Origin of the sequence: Acidisoma silvae (assembly GCF_020618775.1) — a bacterium.
Taxonomy (GTDB): Bacteria; Pseudomonadota; Alphaproteobacteria; order Acetobacterales; family Acetobacteraceae; genus Acidisoma; species Acidisoma silvae.
The window spans coordinates 59,570-73,837 of sequence record NZ_JAESVB010000009.1 but is presented as its reverse complement, the minus strand read 5'-3'; the positions used below and the strand labels follow the sequence as shown (position 1 = coordinate 73,837).

Sequence of the window (14,268 nt, the reverse complement as noted above, 5' to 3'; positions counted from 1 at the left end):
ATCAGTTTGCGATGCTCGTGCCATGCACGACGAATTCTGTCGCAAGCTGAAAGGTGGTATCAATGTCATCGAGTTGATAATGCGGCTGCAAATGCATGACGCAGCCGAAGCTACCGGGCTTGGCCGGGTCTGCCAGAACGCGAATTTTGCTCGACACGAGCGGGTGGCGCGCGCGACTTTCCGCGTCCCCGCGACTATTCCCATTTGTATAATGTGAAAGCCATTTTTGTAGACGCCGCTCAATCTCCTCGGCCGTCAAAAACGAGCCGACCATTTCTCGCCCCATCACTTTCAGATAATGGGCGAAGCGGGAGACACAAAGCATCGAATTGATCTGCGCGGATAGATGTGCGTTGGCAGCCATAGCGGCGCCATTGCGGGCATTTGGCTCAGCCATCACCGGAACATGCATGCTGCGTACTGCGGAGAACATCGCTTCACCACCATGCGGCAGATGATTGATCGGGATGATCCCGGCATCCACGAGGAGGCGATCCTGCTGTTCCGTCAAAACCAGATCGAGGGACGGCCGAGACCATTGCCCGTTGCGATCGGTGGTATAGGCTTCACGGACGAGATCTGGCACAAGACCGCCACCGAGACGATCCGCGTCCACGCCCCGAATATCGGCTGGCCAGCCGAATTGCGACTGCGCACGGATGACGGTGGATGCGAAAGCATAGCCGCTGACGGACCAGACGCGATCCTGTGAACGGGGCGCATATTCAGCATAGGACCAGCCGTCCCGGGCCGGGTCGGGGGTCCAAACCGGCCGGGCCAGCACGCGTGGCACGGTGATGCACAGGAAACGAAGATCGGTGACAGCGGCCAAGGCGCGCCATCGCGCGTGATCGCTGTCACGCAGTGGTGCTGAAGGATCAAGAGATAGAGCCAGATCTTCAAACCGGTCGACGTCCAGAAGATTGGGCGATCCGCCAACCACGACAGGAGCAAAGGCGGCGGCTGCCAGCGCCGCGAGAGAGGCGAGGGCCGCCACATCATCCGTCGGCCCGCGGGTTGCCGGTGTCGGCTTTGTCCGCTTGTGAGCCATTTCGTGATCGATCACCAAAAGGCCGAAAGGCTCACCACCTGGGCGGCCGAACTCATCCTCATAAATGCGCCGGAATAGAATACTCTGATCAAATTCGGGGGCGCGGTCGAGATCGTTGCATAGTTCAGGCCAGGTCGTGCTTAAAACACGGACGCGAATACGAGACTGGGCTTCTATGCCACTGACAAGCCAATCCAACCCGCGCCAGGACCCTTCAAAACGCATCAGGCGGGCATTGTGAAGAACGGCATCAAGCTGCGCCGAGATCATCTGGTCGATCGCCAGGATATCATGATCGATCTGACAGGACATCAAGTCGACATCCTTTGCGTTTTCATTCCAATGCCCGGAGCCAAACCATTCCGCCAGTCCGGGTAGCCCGCCGCAGAGAAAGGATGCCAGTAGCGTGGCAACGCAACCAGCATCTTTCGTCAAAAACTGTCCACTCAGAACAAGATCACGAAGCGGAGCGTCATTGCGTGGTGCTGACCCAGACATTGATTATGGATCAGGCCTTTTCCGGAATGCGCGCGACCATGCGAAGGCTTGTGGTCAATTCCTCCATCTGCAGCCAGGGCCGCATATAGGAAATCGCACGATAGGCACCCGGGCGGCCTGGAATTTCGCGAACTTCGACGCGAGCCTCGCGGAGCGGGAATTTGGCCTTGCTCTCGGGTCCGGCATGATCATTGGTATTGACGTAATTCTTGATCCAGCGATTCAGCCAGATTTCGCAATCCTCGGCTTCCATGAAGGAGCCGATCTTGTCGCGCGCCATGACTTTCAGATAATGCGCGAAACGGCTGGTCGCCATGATATAGGGGAGGCGGGTCGAGATTCGGGCATTCGCAGTCGCATCCGGCCGATCATATTCCTTCGGTTTCTGCGCGGTCTGCGCGCCGAAGAAGACGGCATAATCGTGGTTCTTATAGTGGCAAAGGGGAAGAAATCCGAGATTCGACAGCTCATATTCGCGCCGGTCCGTGATGCCGATTTCGGTCGGGCATTTGGCATCCATATCGCCATCGTCTGACTGAAAAATATGGGTCGGCAGGTTGTCGACTTTGCCGCCGCCTTCCGCCCCGCGAATGGCCGTGCAAAATCCATGGCGTGCAAAGGCATCTGTCAGTTTAGTGCCCATGACATAGGCTGCGTTCATCCAGCAGTAGTTGTCATGGTTCATCGCAATAGGGATGTCGCCGGCGTCGAGCGGCGCTTCCTCATAGTCAAATTCATCGATCGGCTTTGTCCTTGCGCCATAGGGCAGGCGTGCCACGACGCGCGGCATCACCAGCGATACGAAGCGGCTGTCTTCACTGTCACGAAAGCCGCGCCATTTTTGGTATTCGACCGTGTCAAAAATCTTTGCCAGATCGCGCGGCTTGCTGAGATCGGACCACCGGTCAAAGCCGAACATGCTGGCGCCGGCCGCCGAAATGAAGGGTGCGAAGGCCGCTGCGCTGACATTGGAGATCAGGCGAAGCGTCTCGATTTCATCGGGGTGATTGCCCCATTCATAGTCGCCGATCAAAGCGCCATAGGGTTCGCCGCCAGGTGTTCCGAACTCGCTTTCGTAGATCTTCCGGAAGAGCAGGCTTTGGTCAAATTCGACGACTCGCGTCAAATCACGATTGAGTTCGCGCTTGGAAGCGTTGAGCACGCGAATTTTCAACATCGTGCCGGTTTCACTATTCTGCACAAGATAGTGCAGACCGCGCCAACTGCCCTCGAGCTTCAGGAAGCGAGGATCATGAATGATTTCGTTGAGCTGCTCAGATAGCTTCTGGTCGATCTTGGCAATGGCACGTTCGAGCGTGCGATTGAGATTTCGGTCGAAAGTGACGGTGCCGGCCTGGGCCTGCTCGACAAGAGCACGCACCAGATCCTGCGCGCGGTCTGGTTCGGTCTGGCGGGTTGCTGCGACAACCTGTTGCAGCAAGTCCGGCTGCTGGCTGCTATCGGCCGGCGTGTCGAGGGCGTTCTGGGATTGTGACATGGATTAGCTCTCGCCTTTGCTGACCAGCTGATTGGACATGTGGTCCATATTGCCGCTGTCCTTGAGGATGGTCTCAAGCAGCAATTCCAGCTCCTCAGACCGATCCGCCTTGCTCATGAGGTCACGCAGTTTATTGCGCGTTTCGAGAAGGGTTTTGAGAGCAGGAATCTGTTCCAGCACCCGACCAGGCTCGAAATCCTCGATCCCGTTGAAGCGCAGGGTAATGGCAATCTCGGTGCCGTCATCCACCAGCTTGTTTGGAACGACAAGATTGAGCCCGGGTGTCAGGCGGCCCATCACTTCGTCGAAATTGTCTCGGTCAATCTGAATGAATTTTCGTTCAGCCAGCGGGCGCAGCGGCTGCACCGGATCACCCGAAAAGTCGCCAAGGACACCGACCACGAACGGAAGCTCGCGCACGACTTGCGCACCCTCGGTTTCGACCTCGTATGTGATGTGGACACGAGGGCGACGTACGCGACTGAGCTTATCGTGGATGCTGGCGCTCATCTTGGTTCCTTTGGAAGACGTGAGATCTTCACCGAAGTTAGTGTGTTCTATGATTAATCAAGTGACCTCTATCCCGGACGCTATCGCTGTTTCAACCGAAGTGAATACGACAGTTTGATGTCAGGACATTTTCAAGCCAGCGTAAAACCCCGGTCTATCCTGCGATCGGCAGACGAGAATGGCAGGATGAGAGGAACGACGGGGCATGCGGCGACGGAATTGGCCGTCGTGCGGCGCTTTAATGACAGCGGAAATGTTACTGAACGTGTGCGCTGTTAAGCCTCGGGTGGACGAATGCCCAATTGCGACAGAATAACGGATCTCGTTCCAAGATCAGGAACAACCTCTTGCAAAAGTTCAAAAAATGACATTCGTCCGCGTCGGACGGCCTCTTCCAGGGCGTAGGACAGAGGAGAATGCGGCTCATGTGTACGAAAATACTCAGCAACTGTGAGAAGATTGCGCAACATGTCATCTCTCGTTACGAGAGTCGTTGTGTTATCAGCAATAATTGTCTGTTTTTCCAGATCATTCGGGTCGGTGATATCCATCAGCATGGCATCTTCCGCCGGGGCAGTGCTAGGGTCGACTGTGCCCAGCTGCCGTGGTGCCAGCTTGTCGGCGACACGGATGATTTTCTGCAGAATGCCGGCTATTCGGCTGGTTGGCGGCGCATCAACACCCAGAACCGCATCCATTTCTTTTCCGAGAGAGTCCCACGCGATCAAGGCTGCCACGGCGTCGTCTCGCGTAGCCTGGAGATGGGACTGTCCTAGCGATCTTGCGTCGCTGTCGAGTGCGGTCAGAGAAGGGATTCCAGCAGCAAGGCGGCGCTTTTTGCGCGCGGCATCGCCCAGACCTTCGACATCTTCCGCTTGCTCATACTGCCACAAGGTGACGGCGGTCTGGTCGGCACGATAGAAGAGCACGGTCATGCGCAGAGATTGCAGTAATGTTCCATCGCCGCTGACCCCGTTTAGCCCGGCAAGCGGAATCCCGCGCGGATCTTCACCATCCTCATCCTTGGATGGGAAAAGCCCCCCCGACCAGAAGTCTCTGACCAGGCCGGTCATCAGCGTGGCGCCTGCGGCAAGCCCCGGGAGGGATTGGCGGCGTACAAGAGCCTCAGTAAGCCAGGCTGCGACTTCAAGGTCTTTGCCAACATCGATCAGGATAGCACGCGCGTTTTCCTCGACCCTCTGCCAATGACCATCTGTCTGCACGCCTCTGCCGTCCTGCTCGAAACCGCGTTCCCCGGCTCGAGCATCTGCGCGGGCGTCTCGTAGACGAAAATAACGCGATAACGGTGATGTGTCCCCGCGCGGATCAACACCCGCCGGTGCGTCGGAGTCGAAGGGCACTAGCAGCGCTAACGCCACGGAATGAGCCAGATTGTGGGCGTTCGGTTCCAACGGACCAATCCTCTTTCCAAGGGAAAATGCGCCCCGTGACATTCAAATGTAACTAGGACGGCGAAAGCGTGAAGCGTTAGGGAGAAAGCGCAAGGCGTGCGCCAGATTATCTATAGCAGAATTTGATATGTCTATTCTCATGAGAATACACTGATACGAATGAGTAAGATGGACATAGCAGCGCAATTGCGATGGGCTGAGTCGATGGCAAAACCGGAGAATGCTCTCTGATGTCTGTGATCTCGGATATTGCGAATAACGCACTCGTGAACAGGACGCGAATTTCTAATTTGGTCTCCATGTGTTGTGTCTGCACTACAATGGACAAATCTCCAACACGAAACGATTATTAAGACACTTCAACGCGCGAAAAAGAACGTATTCTAAAACAGGAGCTAACATGGCGATCTATATGCAATTCCCGGGCTGTGACGGCGACGTTACGGAATCTGGCCATACGAACTGGATCGAACTGACCGGGTTTCAGTGGGCCGTCGGGCGCGGCATTTCGAGCGATGTCGGGTCATCGGCCGAGCGCGAGTCGACGGCGCCTCAGGTAGATGAAGTGACCGTCAACAAGGACAATGATATTGCAACCGGAAAGTTAATGACGCAGGCGCTATCTGGCCATGGTGCGACAGTTCAGATCGACTTCACGCGTACTTACAAAGAGACGCAGGAGATATATCTCACGATCATCCTGACGAACACCATTATCAGCCATTACGGTCATCAGTCGCGTGGAGATCGCCCGGGTGAGACCATGGCGCTTAATTTCACGAAGGTTCAATTTACAACGAACCAGATGTCGGCCGACGGTACGCAAGGCAGCCCGGATCATGTGATCTACGATCTGTCGACTGCCCAGACTTCCTAGTTATCCTGGCGATTGTCGGATAAGTGAGCGGGCGCTTAGGCACCCGCTCGGTGCCTGTCCGCAGCTTTTGCAGGTCGCCGCTTTTGTTAAAGCTGGACTCAGCTCAAAACGACGAATCGAGCCGGCTGCCCCTCAATTGAGGCGCGGCCCTTGTCAGTGCGAGGATGCATATTCCATGGCATTGCGACCGCCTAATCTCCCTTTGCCGAAACTGCCTCAGATGAATGTCGTGCCGACCTATGGCAATAACCATGCGTCCTTCATTCCTTCGAAGGCGGATCAAAAAACCGCTTTGAAGGCGGCGGGGCAGGAGAAGGTCGATAGCTATGATCTTACGATGCAGACGGCATCGATACTCTTCTCAATCCTCAACGAAGAGATCAAAGGCGGCCTGAAGATTATCTCCTACGGCCTTCAAGGCGCGGTGGACTACAGCAAGGGCGCAGAGGCTTCTGCAAAAACGGCGTCATCGATGAAGCGAAATCCGCTTTTTGGAGATGATGAGGCAGGCATTCCTGGCGAAGTGACGCAGCGCTATCTGACGACACGACGGTGGAAGAAGATGGGCAGCAGTGCTTTTCAGATCGGCGGCAGCCTGTTGAGCCTTGTGCCGATGATGGTTCATACGAATATTCCAGGCGCTTTACTGCATGGCCAGGCGACGGCCTTGACCACGGTCCATATGGCGAAACTGGGTTATATCGCAGCCCAACAAGATACAACGCGGGAAGTTTGCGACTGGATCAAGATGGTCCAGCTTGCGAAAGGCATTAAAGCCGCGACGCGGGGCGCGCAGATGATGGGATCCATCATCCCAATTGCTTCGATGCCGACCAGCATAGCCGCGGCTCTCATTAAAGCCGGCATGAAGATCAATATGGCAGGCGGGTGCTATGCCGCCGCCGCCGCCCTTCACCGGCTTGCTTATGAAGAGCAAAGGGCACTGCAGAAAAATCCGTACCGCACGCCGGTCGCTTTCAAGACGAATTCCGGACAGACCGTACCCAATTTCAGCCGGCCGTTTAAAGGGGTTGTCCCGACGCTGCCGCCGGCTGTCACCTTGGATGCGGCACGGATTAACCTCCACCGCGGAGCAGCCACCCAGGTGATGGCTGAGATTTTTACTAAGCGCGGTGCGACCCGCATACTGGGTGCCTACGACATTGCGGCACTCATTAAGGAGCCGGCAGGCTGGATGGCGCTCGGCGAAAAGCTGATGCTCATTTAATACAACTCCTGAGACCATCTTTTGCGGTGCTGGCGGCTGTCCGCTCAGCCAGGGAACTTTCGTCCGTCAGCAGGTCATAGAAGGGACGGCTTGGGATAAAGATGGTCGCTGTGCATGAAAGGCGGTCACTTGCTCGAACTGGTGCACCGCGCGCATCAGCCGCATTTCCTCTCCTGCCGGGGCCATCAACTGCGCGCCTATGGGAAGGTTGGAGCGGTCGAGACCGATCGGGAAGCTGATGGCGGGCAGCGCCGTCAGGCTGGGCAGGCAGGTGAAGCGCATATTGCCGGTAAGGGTGCTTTCCTCCTCATCGCCGATCATGATGCTGTGCTGACCGATCAAAGGCGCGGTGAAGGGCAGGGTTGGCGTCAGGATGAGGTCAATATCCTGGAAATGGCGGTCTACCTGCTCCCGTAGATAGGTGCGGAAGCGCTGAGCATGCAGGTATTCAACCGCCGTGAAGCCAAGGCCCGCTTGAAGCTGCGCCCGCACGTCCGGTCCGTAGGACGGTCCACGCGCATGCAGCCAGGCATCATGCACGGCGCTTGGCTCGGCCGCATCTACGATGACCTGTGCATCGACCGCGACATCAAGCCCGTGCAGGGATATGCGGCGGATAATGGCACCGCAGGACTCGAGGACCGCGATACAGTCACTGAAGGCGGTCGCGACATCAGGCATAAGCCCGGCTTCGCTGTAATCGTCAATCAGGCCGATCGTCATGCCCTGCAGCGGGCGGCGTAGAGTGCTGGACCGTGTCATCTCGATGAGCAATACACAGTAAAACACGGACGGAGATTCATTATGTGCGATACGATGATTGCGCTCGGCGACGTCACCGCCTCCGGCAGGGTGATCTTTGGCAAGAATTCGGACCGCGAGCCCAATGAGGCGCAGTATCTGACGCAGCAGGCCGCAGCCGACCACGCGCCGGGCAGCATGGTCGAATGCACCTACATCGCCATCCCGCAGGCAGCTCATACCTATGCCGTTTTGGGATCGCGCCCGTGGTGGATGTGGGGTTTTGAACACGGCATGAACGAGAAGGGCCTGACGATCGGCAATGAAGCCGTGTGGTCGCGCCTGCCGGCGAGCGACGCGCCGGGGCTGCTCGGCATGGATCTGCTGCGCCTGACGCTGGAGCGCGCGGCCGACGCCGATGAGGCAATCGCCGTGTTGACTGATCTTCTGGAGACTTACGGACAGTCGGGCAATGCTTCGGCCAGCCGCACCATGCTCTATCACAACAGCTTCATCCTGGCCGATGGCACGGGTGGCTGGGTGCTACAGACGGCAGGCAAGCATTGGGCGGAGAAGCGTATTCGCAGTTGGGCCTCCATCTCCAACGTCTATTCGATCGCCGACGATTACGACCGCATCTCGGCTCACGCGATCAATAGTGCAACGGCTGAAGGCTGGTACGATCCCGCATCCGGCCAGGCCTTCAATTTTGCGACTGCCTATGCCGATCTTGGTCTGCCGAAGATCCAGGCCTGCCAAGCGCGCTTCGCTATGTCGCAGGCAGGTCTGGGGCAGTTGGCCAAGCGAGGTGGGATCGAAATTCAGGAGGTCTTCAATCTGCTGCGCACCCACGGGGCAGGCGATGATGATAGCGATTGGCGCCCGGGCGAGGATGGCGACAGTACCCTGTGCATGCACGCCAAAGATGCGGCCGGGTTCGAAACAGCGGCAAGCCTTGTGACCGAATTGCCGCGCCTGGGGGAAGATCGGCCGCTGGTCTACTGGGCATCGCTCGCGTCGCCTTGCCTTTCGGCTTTTGTCCCCGTCTGGTTCGATGACGGCGCCCCGGCTGCTTTCGAGCAGCCTGCATTGGGTTTGGCCGATGCCTGGTGGGACCAGGAAAAGTTGCAGCGGGCGGTTGAGCGTGATTATGCGGCTTATTCAGGCATGGTGCGCAGCGTCTATGGCCGGTTGGAGAGGGAGGCGCTGGCCGCCGTCTCGGCTTTGCCGGCCGGCACGACAAGCGCCGAGCGCCAGGCTTTGACGGCGCAATTCGCTGCCCGCCAGGATGCGGCGCGGCGCGCCTTGCGAACGGCGCTGGATGCGCTGGCGGCGGGTCCGCTACCCCCGCGGCCGGACCTGCGGGGGACTTATCTGGCGGATCTGCATGCCGAGATTCCGAATGCAGCCAGACATCGCGCGCCTTTGGTTTGCGTCAGCGCCGCCTGACAATAATTTCAGTCGGTGCGGCCGGTTCGGCCTCCGGGGCGGGCCGAGAAATGCCCTGCGACCTCAACCAAGCCTGAGACGTCTTGTAGCGGAATGCTTGGCAGTGGCGCCGGTGCCGGGCCACCGACCACGGCCCCATGACGGGCCGGGTCGTATTCCGATCCGTGGCAGGGGCAAAGAAAGAGGTTCAGCCCCGGAATCCAGGATGAAACGACACAGCCGGCATGGGAGCAGATGGCTGTATAGCCGAGGAGCCGGCCGGAGCTTGGCCCGTTCGCGGTCGGGGCCAGGCGTAGAATCAGCAATTGACTGAAGCGCGAGCCCCGCAGCTCGCCATCGGGCTTGCGTGGGCTGACAAGGATGGGTGGCGCTCCGGCGATGATGTCTCGTGCGCGGAGCGTCTCAGTTGGATGATCGGCCGGGCTGAGCCTGTCGCCCGGCTCCGCCCAGTCCGGCGCAGCGAAGTCCATGGCACCTGCGGTTTTTGCCATGACCGTGCAACCCAGAGAGGTCTGTAGAAGCGTTCGTCGCGAACAGGGCATAAGGGCAGTATCCTTTTCAGGGAAGCGCAGTCATTCGGTATCGGGCAGGCGCATGGGTGCGACGATGATATCCGGCCAGTGGTGGCCATGCGGCATCAGCGAGAGATGGATGCGGATCAAGGCGGGCGGCGTATTGCCGACCCAGCTTGCCACCCAGCCCGCCGGCTGCGACCCTGCCGGTCGGTAATAGGCGAAGGTGATGGACGCGGCATCGGGCAACAGGACCGCGACATGCGGTATCGGGGGCACCAGCCAATGGGCATGAAATTCGGGTTGCCAGCGCAGAACAAGACCACGGCCCGGCTGCACGGCCAGCAGGATTTTGGCCAATCGCGTCGGGCCGGTCGGCGCATTGATCGGCAGATCCGCCGTGAACTGTAGGCTGGAAGATGATCCGACAACGGCAGGGTCATGCGCATCATAGCCGGGGGCCAGGCTGGCCAGCAGGCTGCGTAGGGTGCGATCCGTCGTATCCAGCGCACTGTCTCTGGCGATGGTGACATTCTGATAGTCCCAGGCGTGCAGGCCAAAGCGCAAGCCCTGCGCCAGGCCTGCCACGATGAAGCCGAGGATGACCAAGGCGACCAGCGTCTCGACCAAGGTAAAGCCGGCCTCCCGCGTCGTGCAGGGGCGCTTCATGGTAACGCCGCCGGCGCGGCTGCGATGCCGATACGCTCGCCGTTCAGTTCCACCTGCCGCCGCCTGCGGTCGCCCCATGAAATGCCGACGCTGACCGCATAAAGGCTGGCCTGAACCGGCGGACGACCCGCATTGCCGCCGGGCTGCGCGAGCGTCACCGGTGCCGAGGCAAGCTGCACGATACGGATATGCCAGTGGAAACCGTCGCCCTCGTCGCCTTGACGGTCGCTCGGCTGAGGGGACGGGCCGATGGCCGCAAGATGGGACCGCGCGCGGGCCAAGGCTTCCTGATAGCGGCCCGACAGATTGGCTGAACGCATGCCGTCCAGCGCGGCGCCGGCCAGCACTGCGAAGGCGAGGCTCGCGATGACGAAGGCGACCAGCACCTCCAGGAGCGTGAAGCCGGCATCGGCCGGCGGTGGCTTACGGCCCATGGCTGACATCGATCCGGCCGGTAAGCCAGTCGATTGCAATCCGGATTCTTTGGCCTTGCGCACCCAACAGAATAGCACCGCCGCTCGCGCTGCCGTCCGGCGCGAAGATGAAGGCGGCGCGACGTACGGCAGCGCCCTGGTTTGGATAGAGACCAAGCGGCAGAATGCCGGGAAGCGGCGCCTGGTCGACGGCGCCGATCTGAAGGCGGTGCGTCACCGCATCCAGGGACACCGCGACAGGCATATTGCGGGCGATCGCTTCGCTCCGCGCGAAGCGCAGGCTTTGCACGATTTCGCTGGCGGCCGTGCGCGTGACAACCCCCGCACTGCGCGGCGGACCATGTGCCATGATGATTGCAGCGGTCAGGCCCAGAATGACAATGACCACCAGCATTTCAATTAGGGTGAAGCCGGCGTCGTGCCATTTATTGGGCAAGGGTATTCAGCCCCAGCATCGCCTGCATGACGGACCCCACGATCAGCGCCACGATGCCACCCATGCCGATGGTAATTGCGGGCGTGAGCAGCGAGACCATGCGTTGCACGGTCAGGCGCACGCGCTCCTCATGCAATTCGGCGGCGCGCAGCGCCATGGCGCCAAGTTGCGCGGTCTCTTCACCCAATTGCAGAAGATGAATGGTCCGCTTGGGGAACAGGCCCGATTGCGACAATGGACGGGCCAGCCCACTACCTTGCCGGGCGCCATGGCTTGCCGCTTCCAGCGCGGCGACGCCGGCTGTATTGCCCATGACCTCCCGCATGATGTCGAGCGCGTTGATCAGCGGCATGCCGTTTTGCAGCAAGGTGCCGAGAGTCCGTGTCAGGCGGGCAGCCATGATTTCACGCGCCAGCGACCCAAGAAGCGGAATGCGCAGCCGCAATCCATCAAAGGCCAGACGCGCCTTCGGCCGGCGCAGCAGGCGCTGTACCAGAAGGGCCATAGCCGCAGAGCCGATCAGGAACGGAAAGCCCCATTGGCTGATGAGGTTTCCGGCATCGATCATCATCTGCGTGGACCAAGGCAAAGCTGTGCCACTTTGCTCGAACATCGGCACGAATTGCGGCAGGACATGCGTGAGCAGAAGGACGATGGAACCTGACGCTGCGACCAGCAGCACGGCCGGGTAGATCAGCGCCGAGGTAACGGTCGCCGCCAATGCCCGCTCACGCTCCATCAGTTCTGCGAGACGCAAAAGCGTTTGCGCAAGGGCGCCGCCCGCTTCGCCGGCGCGCACCAACCCGATATAGAAACGAGAAAAGCTATGGGGAACGGCGGCAAGCGCATCGGCGAAGCTGGTACCGTCGCGCACGCTGTCCCGGATTTCGCGCAAAATTCGCGCCACCCGGCTGTTGGGTGCGATTTCGGCGGCGAAAAGCAAGGCACGGTCCAGATCCTGCCCGGCCGCCAGCATGGCCGCGAGTTCGCCGGTGATATTGGTAATCTCCTGTTTGCGGAGCCCGCCACCGGGCAAAAGGCTGATGCTGACCCAGGCGTGCCTTGGCTTGCCTTCCACTTCGGCGCGCATGACGATGCTGCCCTGCCGGCGCAGAAGCGCCACCAGAGCCGCCTCATCCTTGGCCTCCTGCACGCCATCGATGATTTTGCCACCTGGGGCGATGGCGCGGTAATGGAAATGCGCCATCGGGCCGCCCTCAGCTCTCAGCCCGGATGCTGCGTACAACTTCCTCGATGGTCGTGATGCCGGCCATTGCTGCATCAAGTCCAGTTTGGAACATCGTCACCATGCCGGAAGCGACGGCAGCACGCTCGATCTCGCTATGGTCGGCGCGTTTGAAGACAAGACGTTCGATCTCGTCATTGGGCATCAGAAATTCCGCGATGGCCAGCCGGCCGCGATAGCCGGTGCCACGGCACTGATCGCAGCCTTGGGCGTGCCATAAGCGGATCGGCTCCCGTGGTGTGATCCTTGGGCGCTGATGCAGGCCGAAGCGCGCGACGAGTTCAGCAGGAGCCTCGGTCTCGCGCCGGCAGAGCGGGCAAAGCCGCCGCACCAGGCGTTGCGCCAGCACGCCGCGCAAAACTGCCGTCATCAGATAATCTTCCAGTCCCATGTCGCGCAGGCGCGTGATGGAGGCTGCGGCCGAGTTGGTATGCAATGTCGACAGGACCAGATGCCCGGTCAAAGCAGCCTGCACGGCGATCTGCGCCGTCTCCAAATCACGGATTTCGCCCACCATGATAACGTCTGGGTCTTGGCGCAGGATGGAGCGCAGGAGTGACGCGAAGGTCAGGCCGATCTGCGGACGCACCTGGATTTGATTGATGCCGCCAAGCTGAAATTCGATCGGGTCTTCGACGGTGACGATCTTGCGGCTCACGGCATTGAGGCCCAGCAGGCCGGTATAGAGCGATGTCGTTTTGCCGCTGCCGGTGGGGCCTGTCACCAGCACGATGCCGTTAGGCAGTTCCAATGCAGTACGAAACGCCCTTGCAATCGCGGCGGGCAGGCCAAGCTGCGCAAAATCGAAGGTCACGGCGCCACGGTCCAGCACGCGGAGCACGACGCTTTCCCCGTGCAGCGATGGAACGGTGGAGACACGGAAATCCACCTCCTGTCCGCGCACAGCCATGCGGATGCGGCCATCCTGCGGCAGGCGCCGCTCGGCAATGTCGAGATGGGCCATGATCTTGATGCGAGAGGTAATGGCAGCACGCAGGGCGGCCGGCGGACTCTCCACCTCATGCAGCACGCCGTCATAGCGGTAGCGAATGCGCAGCCGGTCATCCTGCGGCTCGATATGAATGTCGCTGGCCTGGGTTTCAACCGCACGCCAGATGATCTGGTTGACGAGGCGAATGACCGGTGCGTCGCTCGCCAGATCGCGCAGCTTCTCGGCGTCGTCCTCAATGCCGGCGCCAGGCTCCATCGCGGTCTGTGCGTCTTCGGCCGGATAAAGCCGGTTGAAGGCCGCCTCGATATCGATCGGGATACCGATTTCAAGGATAACCGGCCGGTTGAGTGACAGCGACAAAGCTTCCGCCACGAAATCGTCAAGCGGGTCGGCGAGCACGACGACAGCGGCACCACCTTCCTCCGCCACGGGAATGGCGCGGGCCTGACGCAGGAAATCGAGAGAGAGGCGATCCGGCCATAGCGGCGCATCGGGGTAACGGCTTTTTTCGGCGAAGGGCAGATTGAAAAGCCTGGCATAGGCCGCAGCCAAGCTGCGTTCGCTGATCACGCCGAGCTTGCTCATGACGATATCCAGCCGGTCGCCATTCTCCTCCCCGACGCGGCGGGCGCGTTCGATGGCGCGCGCGTCACATTGCCCGTCTTCCAGCAGAAGCGCGATCAGCCGCTCCACGGGATCGGTCGCGCTTGCCTCATTGTCGTCCGGCAGGATTGTCGTTACGGGCATGGCGTTCT

At 59.9% G+C, this 14,268-nt stretch carries 14 protein-coding genes; 3 read left to right on the top strand and 11 right to left on the bottom strand.

The features are described from left to right. Position 1: 1 nt before the first annotated feature. From tssC (ASILVAE211_RS17475) to tssA, 4 genes are all read right to left on the bottom strand, one after another. Positions 2 to 1,363: a type VI secretion system contractile sheath large subunit gene (gene tssC, locus ASILVAE211_RS17475; RefSeq protein WP_227322638.1), complete on the bottom strand. Its 1,362-nt coding sequence runs from the start codon at positions 1,361 to 1,363 to the stop codon at positions 2 to 4. A gap of 196 nt (positions 1,364 to 1,559) precedes the next feature. Next, positions 1,560 to 3,047, bottom strand: a complete 1,488-nt coding sequence (tssC, locus tag ASILVAE211_RS17470) for a type VI secretion system contractile sheath large subunit (protein ID WP_227322637.1) — start codon at positions 3,045 to 3,047, stop codon at positions 1,560 to 1,562. 3 nt (positions 3,048 to 3,050) lie between these two features. Beyond that, positions 3,051 to 3,557, bottom strand: coding sequence for a type VI secretion system contractile sheath small subunit (tssB, locus tag ASILVAE211_RS17465; protein ID WP_227322636.1), 507 nt, complete (start codon positions 3,555 to 3,557; stop codon positions 3,051 to 3,053). A gap of 275 nt (positions 3,558 to 3,832) precedes the next feature. After that, the gene (gene tssA / locus ASILVAE211_RS17460; RefSeq protein ID WP_227322635.1) at positions 3,833 to 4,969 is read right to left on the bottom strand and encodes a type VI secretion system protein TssA; all 1,137 of its coding nucleotides are present in this window, start codon (positions 4,967 to 4,969) and stop codon (positions 3,833 to 3,835) included. A gap of 400 nt (positions 4,970 to 5,369) precedes the next feature. Here tssA and ASILVAE211_RS17455 point away from each other — a divergent pair, with 400 nt between their 5' ends. After that, complete coding sequence (locus ASILVAE211_RS17455) at positions 5,370 to 5,846, top strand: Hcp family type VI secretion system effector (RefSeq protein ID WP_227322634.1); 477 nt, start codon at positions 5,370 to 5,372, stop codon at positions 5,844 to 5,846. 175 nt (positions 5,847 to 6,021) lie between these two features. Further along, entirely contained in the window at positions 6,022 to 7,074 is a 1,053-nt protein-coding gene (locus tag ASILVAE211_RS17450; RefSeq protein ID WP_227322633.1) for a hypothetical protein, read from the top strand. Positions 7,075 to 7,140: 66 nt separating this feature from the next. Here the strand turns inward: ASILVAE211_RS17450 and ASILVAE211_RS17445 are convergent, their stop codons facing one another. After that, on the bottom strand, positions 7,141 to 7,836 hold the full coding sequence (locus tag ASILVAE211_RS17445) for an amidase (protein ID WP_227322632.1): 696 nt from the start codon (positions 7,834 to 7,836) through the stop codon (positions 7,141 to 7,143). Positions 7,837 to 7,878: 42 nt separating this feature from the next. Between ASILVAE211_RS17445 and ASILVAE211_RS17440 the strand changes: the two genes are divergently transcribed. Continuing rightward, complete coding sequence (locus tag ASILVAE211_RS17440; RefSeq protein ID WP_227322631.1) at positions 7,879 to 9,264, top strand: C69 family dipeptidase; 1,386 nt, start codon at positions 7,879 to 7,881, stop codon at positions 9,262 to 9,264. A gap of 8 nt (positions 9,265 to 9,272) precedes the next feature. On the opposite strand, the gene ASILVAE211_RS17435 is transcribed toward ASILVAE211_RS17440, so the two are convergent. From ASILVAE211_RS17435 to ASILVAE211_RS17410, 6 genes are all read right to left on the bottom strand, one after another. Then, a complete protein-coding gene (locus ASILVAE211_RS17435) occupies positions 9,273 to 9,755 on the bottom strand; it encodes a QcrA and Rieske domain-containing protein (RefSeq protein ID WP_227322630.1) in 483 nt (160 codons plus the stop codon). Positions 9,756 to 9,836: 81 nt separating this feature from the next. Next, positions 9,837 to 10,445 carry a PulJ/GspJ family protein gene (locus ASILVAE211_RS17430; protein ID WP_227322629.1) on the bottom strand — a complete coding sequence of 203 codons (609 nt, stop codon included), beginning with the start codon at positions 10,443 to 10,445 and terminating at the stop codon, positions 9,837 to 9,839. After that, positions 10,442 to 10,879, bottom strand: coding sequence for a type IV pilus modification PilV family protein (locus ASILVAE211_RS17425; protein WP_227322628.1), 438 nt, complete (start codon positions 10,877 to 10,879; stop codon positions 10,442 to 10,444). The genes ASILVAE211_RS17430 and ASILVAE211_RS17425 overlap by 4 nt, the downstream gene beginning before the upstream one ends. Continuing rightward, positions 10,869 to 11,315, bottom strand: coding sequence for a GspH/FimT family pseudopilin (locus ASILVAE211_RS17420; RefSeq protein ID WP_227322627.1), 447 nt, complete (start codon positions 11,313 to 11,315; stop codon positions 10,869 to 10,871). Before ASILVAE211_RS17420 ends, ASILVAE211_RS17425 begins: the two co-directional genes overlap by 11 nt. Beyond that, positions 11,305 to 12,522, bottom strand: a complete 1,218-nt coding sequence (locus ASILVAE211_RS17415; RefSeq protein WP_227322626.1) for a type II secretion system F family protein — start codon at positions 12,520 to 12,522, stop codon at positions 11,305 to 11,307. The genes ASILVAE211_RS17420 and ASILVAE211_RS17415 overlap by 11 nt, the downstream gene beginning before the upstream one ends. 10 nt (positions 12,523 to 12,532) lie before the next feature. Further along, on the bottom strand, positions 12,533 to 14,260 hold the full coding sequence (locus ASILVAE211_RS17410) for a GspE/PulE family protein (RefSeq protein ID WP_227322625.1): 1,728 nt from the start codon (positions 14,258 to 14,260) through the stop codon (positions 12,533 to 12,535). Between the last annotated feature and the right edge of the window lie 8 nt (positions 14,261 to 14,268).